This is a genomic window from Antribacter sp. NEAU-D49 (assembly GCF_057158775.1).
The window spans coordinates 1-9101 of the sequence record NZ_JBXTSN010000021.1; the positions used below are offsets into that span (position 1 = coordinate 1).

A 9101-nucleotide genomic window follows, 5' to 3' on the forward strand; every position below is an offset into this window, starting at 1 on the left:
GGTCCGAACTCACGATCGCAGCCATCATCCTCTGGCTCCGCGATTCACAGGACAGGCCCTAGTACGACGACCGTCTGGACCGGCCTCTCGCTCGCCTCCACCTGGCTGACCTCCCAAACTGAGAGGGACCGCATGCTCGCGGCCGTCACGGCGCAGCAACACGATGCTCTCTACCTTCTGGTCAACACCACACAGCCATCGTTCGCGCCCATGGGGGATGTCGAGGTTCTACGCGGCCTTCGCGACCTCATCGAAGTGATGACGGAGGCCTGCGTTCCGGTCATCGCTGGTCGGCGGGCAAGCAGCGGTCTGTTGCTTCTCGCGCTCGGCGCTGCCGGTTGGAGTACCGGTGTGAGCGCAAACCAGAAGAATGGGAGCGCACACCCCGAAGAGAGCCAGCAGGGCGGTCCGGGCCTCGACCGCATTTACGTGCCGCAACTTCTGAACCACATCAACCTGACGTCATACGTCCAACTTCTCAGCCTCCCGGCGGGCAGCGGCTTGTCCCCGACCACGAGTTACGGGCAGGGACTCGTGACCGCCAACCCGTCGCTGGATGACCTCACGACGCAGCAGCGTGTCCTGCTGAACCGGCACAACATTGCCGCGATGAAGATCCAGGTGGATACGCTGGCCGCCGCGCCTGAGCACGCCCGCCTAACCCGGATGCGGGAGTCCGTGGTTGAGGCGCGTGATCTCTACCAGCAACTCCCGCTGCAACGCTCCGGTGAGGACGGCGCGTTCTTGGATGCGTGGCTCCAGGTCCTGTAGGCCGGTGCTATCGAGGGCCAGTTCCAGCGAGTCGCGAGCGGTCCAGGCTTGCCTCAAGTACCCGCTCGGCTGCCATCCGGCGGCGCCAGGCGAACGCCGTCGAGTCTGTTGCGGGTTCGACGATCGCGTTCACGTGGCCGGGAAACACCGCGAGAAGTCCGATGCCGTGCCTACGCGCAATTTCCATCGTCCCTGCCTTGATGCGAGGACCTGGGAGGGCTAGGTAGGAGGCTTCTGCGAACGACCGGTAGCTGAAGGCCTGCGCGACGCCGCGGTTCACGTCCGAGAGCTTGAGTTCGACCGCGATGAGCACGTCGAAGGGGTCAGACGGGCATTGCTTTGAGCGCCACCGACCGGGTTCACGCTCTGAAAGCATCTCCGCCTGCACGAGCGGGAGGATCGCGCTGCGTCGTAGGTCCGACATTCCAATCGGCGCCCATTCGCGCAACTCGTCCTCAGTGCGAGTCGTTGCACAGAACTCGAGCAACTGGAGTTGCAACGACACGGTCACCGGGCGGGCTTGCCTACGCCGGTTTCGCAGCCGATTGAGCGGACCGACGCCAGCCACGAGGTCTGCCACGCCAACGCTTGCACCGACCTCGTGCGCGACACACGAACCGCCTTGGTCGCGGAGCCAGCGCACGACAGGCGCAGCCATCTGCGTCTCTCTGTCGAAGAGGGCCACGGCGCACCTCCTTGGATGCTCCAGCGTCGGGCAGGAACTCGCACGCGTTGAAGCCTGTCGTCGCGACGACACTCTCCTGCGTCTCGAACCGTGAAATGAGTCTGGCACTCCAGCACGGGGGACGCATTGCATCCGACTAACCACATGCGTCGAAGGGCGACGGTGTCACCCCCGGTAAACCGTAGCTGGAGCGCTGCGCCTCGTCCACGATCGCCCAGCCGACCTCCGGAGGCAGCCCGCCGCTATGGGTAGCCGTCACACCGTCGACAGAACTCTAGTCGTCGAGTCGGCGGGCCTTACTGCTGAGGCTTCCGTTCGACGGGGTGCACATTGCCCCCGACCAGGCGCAGGACCAGCTCACAAGGGTCCGCGGTTGCCATCACCGGCGCCCGATGGAAGTAGGCCCGGCTTCGGGATGTCGCATCTCGGTAGCACCTCCTCCTGCGGCGCGACGGTGAGTGTGCGCGAGCCATAGCCTCGACGGGTGGACGAATCGAAGCAGGAGACGGGACCGCTGCGCGCGCAGATGCTCGCGCGACTCGAGGCGATGCGCGGGTGGCCGCTTGCCGACGACGTGCGCGAGGTGATGCTCCGGGTACCGCGGCACGTGTTCGTCCCAGACGCTGCACTGTCGGAGGCATACGGACTGGGTGCGGTGGTGACACACCGGGACGACCAGCACGTTGCGACGAGCTCGGCGTCTGCCCCGGGAACGGTGGCGCGGATGCTGGAGCAGGCGGAGGTGCGGCCGGGGCACCGGGTACTGGAGGTCGGGTCCGGGACCGGCTACAACGCGGCGCTGCTTGCGGACCTCGTCGGGCCTGCGGGCCGGGTCATGACGATCGAGTTCGATCCCGAGGTTGCCGACGCTGCTCGCGCGCACCTGTCCGCCTGGGGCGCCAGCACGCTCACGGTGATCACAGGCGACGGCACCCTTGGCTCGGCGGAGCACGGACCGTTCGACCGGATCCTGGTCACTGCGGGCGCGTGGGACGTCGCCCCGGCGTGGGTCGAGCAGCTCGCCCCCGGCGGCCGGATCGTGCTGCCGTTGCGGCTACGTGGCCTGACCCGGGTGGTGGCGTTCGAGCGTGACGGGGATGGGTTGCGGAGCGTCTCGGTCGTCGAGGATGGGTTCATCCCGATGAAGGGCGTCGGCGCGGTGCCGGAGAAGAATGTCCCGCTCGGCGTGGGTCCGGATCTGGTGCTGCGGATCGACGACTGCCAGCGGGTCGACGCCTCCCTGCTGCGTGCCCTGGACGACCCGGCCGCACCGGTGTGGACCGAGGTGGAGGCGCCGTGGGCCTACACGCCCGAGCACGACTTCTGGGTCGCGACTGTGCCCGGCTTCTGCCGGGTCTTCCTCGACGACGCCGCGGTGGCCGCCGGTCGGGTCCCGCGTGGGAAGGACCCGTGGGGTGCGTGGGGCGCGTTCGACGGCGGGTCGCTGGCCTATCTCGCCGCCCGGCAGGTGGGCGGCACGGACGAGATGCCGATGCTGCAGGTCGGTGCCGCCGGCTTCGGGCCCGACGGCGCACGACTTGCCCAGCAGCTCGCCGACCGGGTCACGGCCTGGGCGCGGGACACCTGCGGCAGGATCGAGGTCTCGATCCAGGCGCGGCCTGTGTCAGAGGCGCTGGTAGCCGACGACGACGCGCTGCTCGTCGTAGAGAAGACCGACCACGTCTTCGTGGTGACGGCCTCGCGGCGGCCTGCCGCCGCCAGCGTGAGGGGTCGTGCTATCGGAGCTTGTCTCGGTCGTGGCTGACGGCTTGCTCGACGAGGCGGGGTCCCGGGAAGTCTGCGGGGATGGCGTCCATGAGGATCTCGTCGGCGGGTTGGCCGAGCCACATGTTGGACTGGCGGCGGGTGCCGATGGTGCGGAAGCCTGCCTTCTCGTAGGCCCGGACGGCGGCGGTGTTGTTGGCGATGACGGACAGGTACACGTTGCGCAATTGGGTGACGTGGAAGGCCCAGTCGAGGACCATCGTGGTGGCTTTCGTGCCGACGCCATGGCCGCGTGCTTCGTCGCCGAGATAGATGAAGAACTCGGCGGAGCGGTAGCGGTGGTCGATGACGAGTGAGGTCATCCCCACGGGGGCCCAGGTCTCGTTGTGCTGCCGGTAGACAGTGAAGCGGGTTTGTCCGTCGGTGTAGCGCATCTGGGACTGCAGGCCGTCGGTGCGGCCGGTGAGGGACTCGGGGGTCTGGCGGCCGTAGCCGGCCATGACGGGCAGGGTGTTCTCCCACCGCCAGTAGGTCTCGGCGAGGTCGGTGCGCAACGGGCCGAGTCCGACGCCGTCGTGGATGAGCCAGAGGTCGCGCTCGGTGATGTCGGTCATGCGGTCTCCTGGTGGTGTTCGGGGATGGTGCGCAGGGTGGTGAAGCGGCTGGTCGAGGGTGGCTCCGCGACAGGGGTCCGGTCGTGCTCGATCCAAGCGTGGAGGCTGTGGGGGTCGGTGGCAATGCCATGGCACCAGGTCACGCTTGCGCGGTCGAGGGCGAGCGCGATGACGGCCGCGACCGACTCTTCCAGGCAGGCGACGCGGACGGGGACCCAGCGTGCGACCGCGCGGACGGCGTGCACCGCCGTTGTCGCCTCGGTGGCGGTGGCTGGGCGTCGTGTGGTGCGGTGTATGCGCTCGACCAGGTGGAGGAGGCGGGCCATGGTGCCCGGCGTGCGTCCGGCGCCGCGGACGGTGAGCGTGAGGACGAGCGCCAGGACTGCTCGCAGGGCGAGGGTGGCTGGGACTCGTCGCCGGTGTTCTGTGGTCCCCGCTTGGTACTCCTCGTCGCCGAACGACAGCACGGTGGCCTTGCCGGGCACGGGTGGGCGGCTCGATCCGTGTTCGGTGAGCAGCCCGGCGTCGGCCAGCCTGGCATGGGCGGGTGTGATCGTCTCGGCACCGTCGGTAGCGGTCGCAGCCCAGATGTGCGCGGTCTGCCCGGTCAGGGCATGGACCGTCCCATGGCGGTAGTCGACGACAAGGGTGACGTGGTCGAAGCGGGCGCCCCGGAGGTACTCGGGGACGCCGAGTCGTGCCGGGCTCACGGGGCCGTCGCTCCTTGCGGGCGGGACATGGGAGCGGACCAGGACGGGGCGGGCTCGGACTCGAGGGCCGTGAACCATGCCTCGATGCCGAGGGCGGTGTCAAGCGTGTAGAGGGGGACGGCGGCTCCCGTGGCGGCCGACCGGAGGACGCCGCGGAGCCGGGCGGCGTCGACCAGGCCGAGGTCGGCAAGCCGGCCACCGGCGAGGTCGAGCAGGGCAGGGAGGTTCGTGCGCAGGCCTTGGAAGTAGTCCGAGGTGAAGGCGCCCTTGGTCGTCCTGGCCCTGAGCGATGGCGGGTACAGGCCGGCCAGGGCGTATCGGAGGACGGGCTTGTACTCGCTCGGCCCAGGCATGTCGGTGGCGGGGATCGAAAGGCACGCGTCGAGGACGCGGGAGTCGACGAACGGGTTGTGCAGGGTGATCCCGTGGTGGTCCGCGAGTTGCGCGTCGGCGAATGCGGTCCGTCCGACGTCGGCGGCTGCGTTCGCGATCAGGTGGCGACCAGCGTTCCCCGGCGCGATGGGTTGAGCGTCATAGGCCGCCTGGTCGGCGATATCTGCCGCGAGGCGGCGGGTCTCGTCGGTCAGCCAGGCTGGAGTGAGGGCCGGGGCGATCCATTCCCGGGCGGTGCGGGAAGCTCGGGCGGAGACGTGTTCGCCGCGCCAGATCCGGGCCTGGACGCTGAGAACATCGCCGGGCTGGGGTCGTACGTAGGCGGCCGCGCGCTCGAGGATCGCTCGCGGTGTCGTCTGCCGGACCCGAGCGAACCGCACGGCTTCGGAGACCGCACGTGCGATGAGGCCTCGGCTGAGCAGGTCGCCGATCCAGGCGAGCGGGGTCATGAGCACGGCGTCGCCACCGTCGCCGGTCAGGTGCGCGTCGCTCGCCACGAGGTCGTGCATGGCGTCGAGCTGGAACGCGAACCGGGCGTAGGCCTTGGCGGACGGTGCGGGTTCGTCCGTGGGTGGCAGCTGGTCGAGCCGACCGTAGGGCTGCTGGTCGGCGGGGATCGGGAGCGGGTGGTGCAGGATCCCCGGCCGTGTCGCGGCCTCGAGCGCGTAGAGCAGGTCACCTGACGGCGTATGGGTCGGCCTGTGCATGGTGAACGCTGCGACCGACCGGTCGGGGCTCAGGGCCTCGGCCGCGAGGAGCGTCAGTGCGGTTGAGTCCAGCCCGCCGGACAGGTCGGCGCTCGGAGACGTCGCGCCCGTGACGCGGAAACGCACGGCGCTGGCGAGCTCGCTGCGTAGAGCCTCGGCGCCGTCGGTCTGCCTGGCGATGGGAGCCCAGGCCCGGCGTCGATGGACCGTCCGGCCGGTGATTCGCACCTGGTGACCGGGCGGGAGCAGGCGGACGTCGTCGAAGTACGACCGGTCCGCGGAGAGCAGGGTCGCGGCCGGTGCGAGGAGCTCTGCCGCGATGCGGGGTAGGTCGATCCGCCCGACGGTCAGGCTGGCCAGGTGCCGGGAAGAGGTTGCCCAGTACACGCCGTCATCGGCCTGGTGAACGTAGATGGGGACCGCGTTCGCGAGGTCGGTCCAGATGGTCGTCGCAGCAGCGGTCCGCTCCACGACGGCGTACGCGCCCGACCAGCGGGTGACGACATCGTCTGGGACATCGCGCGAGGCGGCGAGCCTGTCGAGGTCATCGCGACCGGCACTGCAGGCGCCGATGATCAGGACGTCCCTCACCGGGGTCGATGCCGCTTGCAAGACTGCGCCCGGGAAGGCGCCGACCGCCCAGGCGCACGAGTCACTCACCGCCCAGAGCTGCTGGCCGTCGAGCGGGCGCCTCGGCTCCGGTGACGTTCCGTGGAATCCGGCGAACCAGCGCATAGCGTTCCTCCCTCCGAGTGGTGCGGTGGGGCCCGCCGTCGCCGGGCCCCACCGGGCCTGTCACTTGTAGGCGTACCGCTTGTCCTCGGTGCCGGCCTCCGGCGAACCGCCGAGCGTCAGCTCCACGACGTCACCGATCACGGTGACCTCCTCGAGGGTGCTCGCGGTCTCAGGCTGGTGCTTGATGTCCATGGCGATCTCCTTCCTGTGTCTGGCGGCAGGGAATCCCGCCCGCCTAGGGTGTGACCAGCCGTTCTGCACGACGCCGGGCGGTCCCGGCGCCACCGGAGCGGCCGTTTCGAACAAGTCGATTCAAGCCGTACGAGACCCGCGGTCCCATGCACCTGCGATGCACTCGCAGTGCACCGGAGCCGCACCAGGGTTCTGCCGACAGGGAGGCCGGATGACCGTCGTCGCCGAGTGGACCGGCCAGCACGCGATCACATTGCGGCGTGCGCTACGCCTGACGCACGAACGGTTCGCCGAAGAGCTCGGCACGGCGGTCCGAACCGTGGCCAAGTGGAGCGCCGAGCCCACCGTCGTCCCCACCCCAGAGATCCAACGAGCACTGGACACCCTGCTGAGCAGGTCGTCCGACGACGACCGGAAACGCTTCGCGCTGCTCGTCGCCAGCGCCGAACCCATCCCGGTCGGCGAAGTCCCGATCGAGAACCTCGCCGCGCTGGACCGCCTAGACACCGACCCCGACCTTCGCGGTGCACTCGACTGGATCGACCGCCTCACAGGTAACCCGAGCGGCAGCGCGAGACGACTTGTGATCGGCGCCATGAACGTCGGACCCCGACGATCCGGCGATCGGGCCGCGGCAGTGACCCGGGATCAGGTCGCGTCAGCACTGACCGGGTACTACGGCACGGACGGGACCCACACCCCCTATCGCGCTCGTACCGTGACCGGACCACTGCAGACCAGCATCCTGACGACCACCGACTGGCTCGACCTCGCCCAGCCGATCGGCCCCGACATCGACGACCTGACCCTCCGCTCTGCTGCCGTGGCCGACCGAGTCGAGCTCGATGCCCGGGCGGCCGTGGCCCGGCTCGCGCACGTCCTGCGATCGGACACCCAGCTCGTGAACGGGACGCTGTACCGCCTGACCGGGTACACAGCCGACCGCGAAGGCTTGCGGGGGACGGTTGCACCGACAGACTTCGTGCCCTACGCGCTCACGCTCGACCTCATGGACGGCGAGCTGACCGACGCGATCGCCCGCGACGACGCCACGACACGCGGCTTCCTGCCCCTGCGCGATCGCTACCTCCCCGACCTGAACAGCGTGCTTAACGTCGGCTCACGGCTCTGCGTAGGCGGGACACTGGCCCTGACCGCGATCGCCCGGCCTGCTAGCCGCCGACGACCTGCCGACTACGTCCTGCTCGTCCAGGAACGGTCGCAGCGCGTGCTCAACGCCAACGGTCGCCTGGCGGTGGTCCCCAAGGCATTCCACGGTCCCTTGGTCGACCACGCCGAAGATTCCTCGATCGGGTCCACGCTCGTGCGCGAGATGGAAGAAGAGCTCTTCGGTCGCACCGACGTCGACTCAACCCTCTCCCACCCCGTCCAGGCCGACCCCTTCCACCCGAGCCGCCTCTCAGCACCGATGGCGTGGCTTGTCGAGCAACCCGACACCTGGCGCATGGAGTGCACCGGATTCGGCTTCAACCTCGTTAACGGCAACTACGAGTTCGCCGACCTCGTCGTCATCCACGACGACGAGTGGTGGTCACGGTTCGGCGGCCGGATCGAGGCGAACTGGGAGTCCAGCGCACTGCGCAGATACTCAACGCTCGACCGGAATCTCCTCGATACACTCGCCCACAGCCCAGGCTGGAGCAACGAAGGCCTCTTCGCACTCCTCCAAGGCTTTCGCCGGCTGGCCGACCTCGGCGGCAGGCGTGTCGATCTGCCTGACGTCGATCTGGAGCTGTGAATGTCTGACAACTGGTACGCCGGGAACGCGAACGATGATGCCGACCAGCATCGCGGATGGCTCCTGGGCCACTTCATCGCTCCCGAGACTCCTGGCTCCACCGTGCGCCAGACCGGTGACCTTGAGATCAAGTGGGGCATCCACCCCGAGGGACAGCAGCGGCCGGAATGGACCGCCGACGACCAGCGCACCACCCTGCTCCTGCTCGTCAGCGGACGATTCCGCCTTGACCTGACCACCAGCAGTACCGTTCTGGAACGCCAGGGCGACTACGTCGTCTGGGGCCCCGGGATCGACCACAGCTGGCAGGCAGAGGCCGACTCCGTTGTCGTCACCGTCCGCTGGCCCTCTATCGGCTGACCAACCGGTGGGGCGACCGTCCGGCACCGCAGCGAGATCAACGCCGGCGTCTACCTCCAGTACGCCCACGCCCGGGTCCAGTCCATCCTGCGCAAGGCGGGCAACAACGCCGTCGGACAGGTGAACACCACGCTCCCGGCACACGCTGCCGAGAAGAACCTCGCGCTCACCCTCGACGCGTTCGACGTGACGCTCCGCGACGTCGCACAGACGCTGGAACCGCACCGGCTGTGCGGCTACCTCTACGACGTCGCCACCGCGTTCACCCGCTTCTATGAGGCATGCCCGGTCCTCAAAGCCGACGGCGTCGTCCGCGCCAACCGGCTCGCGCTTTGCGACCTCACTGGCCGCACCCTCGCGACCGGCCTCGACCTCCTCGGCATCGCGGCACCCGAACGTCTCTGATCCCGGCGAGCACAGAAGGGGCCCGGAACCGCAGAAGCCTGAGCG

General features: G+C 69.0%; 10 protein-coding genes. 5 read left to right on the plus strand and 5 right to left on the minus strand.

The window, feature by feature from the left end; genetic code table 11:
• The first annotated feature begins 132 nt into the window (after positions 1–132).
• Positions 133–771 carry a hypothetical protein gene (locus AC060K_RS15815; RefSeq protein ID WP_483766364.1) on the plus strand — a complete coding sequence of 213 codons (639 nt, stop codon included), beginning with the start codon at positions 133–135 and terminating at the stop codon, positions 769–771.
• A gap of 7 nt (positions 772–778) precedes the next feature.
• Here the strand turns inward: AC060K_RS15815 and AC060K_RS15820 are convergent, their stop codons facing one another.
• A complete protein-coding gene (locus tag AC060K_RS15820) occupies positions 779–1456 on the minus strand; it encodes a hypothetical protein (RefSeq protein ID WP_483766365.1) in 678 nt (225 codons plus the stop codon).
• A 484-nt stretch (positions 1457–1940) separates the two neighbouring features.
• Here AC060K_RS15820 and fxlM point away from each other — a divergent pair, with 484 nt between their 5' ends.
• Positions 1941–3221, plus strand: coding sequence for a methyltransferase, FxLD system (gene fxlM, locus AC060K_RS15825; RefSeq protein WP_483766366.1), 1281 nt, complete (start codon positions 1941–1943; stop codon positions 3219–3221).
• Here the strand turns inward: fxlM and AC060K_RS15830 are convergent.
• Genes AC060K_RS15830 through AC060K_RS15845 form a run of 4 tightly spaced genes read right to left on the minus strand, consistent with a single transcriptional unit; the run spans position 3193 to position 6532 of the window.
• On the minus strand, positions 3193–3795 hold the full coding sequence (locus AC060K_RS15830; protein ID WP_483766367.1) for a GNAT family N-acetyltransferase: 603 nt from the start codon (positions 3793–3795) through the stop codon (positions 3193–3195). The genes fxlM and AC060K_RS15830 overlap by 29 nt on opposite strands.
• On the minus strand, positions 3792–4505 hold the full coding sequence (locus AC060K_RS15835) for a lasso peptide biosynthesis B2 protein (protein ID WP_483766368.1): 714 nt from the start codon (positions 4503–4505) through the stop codon (positions 3792–3794). Before AC060K_RS15835 ends, AC060K_RS15830 begins: the two co-directional genes overlap by 4 nt.
• Entirely contained in the window at positions 4502–6340 is a 1839-nt protein-coding gene (locus AC060K_RS15840) for an albusnodin/ikarugamycin family macrolactam cyclase (RefSeq protein ID WP_483766369.1), read from the minus strand. The genes AC060K_RS15835 and AC060K_RS15840 overlap by 4 nt, the downstream gene beginning before the upstream one ends.
• 60 nt (positions 6341–6400) lie before the next feature.
• Positions 6401–6532, minus strand: coding sequence for a hypothetical protein (locus AC060K_RS15845; RefSeq protein WP_483766370.1), 132 nt, complete (start codon positions 6530–6532; stop codon positions 6401–6403).
• Between AC060K_RS15845 and AC060K_RS15850 the strand changes: the two genes are divergently transcribed.
• From AC060K_RS15850 to AC060K_RS15860, 3 genes are read left to right on the plus strand one after another with little or no spacing between them, the layout of a single operon-like run.
• On the plus strand, positions 6531–8291 hold the full coding sequence (locus tag AC060K_RS15850; RefSeq protein ID WP_483766371.1) for a helix-turn-helix domain-containing protein: 1761 nt from the start codon (positions 6531–6533) through the stop codon (positions 8289–8291). The two genes, AC060K_RS15845 and AC060K_RS15850, sit on opposite strands and share 2 nt — an antisense overlap.
• On the plus strand, positions 8292–8651 hold the full coding sequence (locus AC060K_RS15855) for a signal peptidase I (RefSeq protein WP_483766372.1): 360 nt from the start codon (positions 8292–8294) through the stop codon (positions 8649–8651). It abuts the gene before it with no gap.
• Between the two features lie 36 nt (positions 8652–8687).
• Positions 8688–9056 (plus strand): DALR anticodon-binding domain-containing protein, encoded by a 369-nt coding sequence (locus AC060K_RS15860; protein ID WP_483766450.1) that lies wholly within the window; start codon positions 8688–8690, stop codon positions 9054–9056.
• Positions 9057–9101 lie beyond the last annotated feature (45 nt).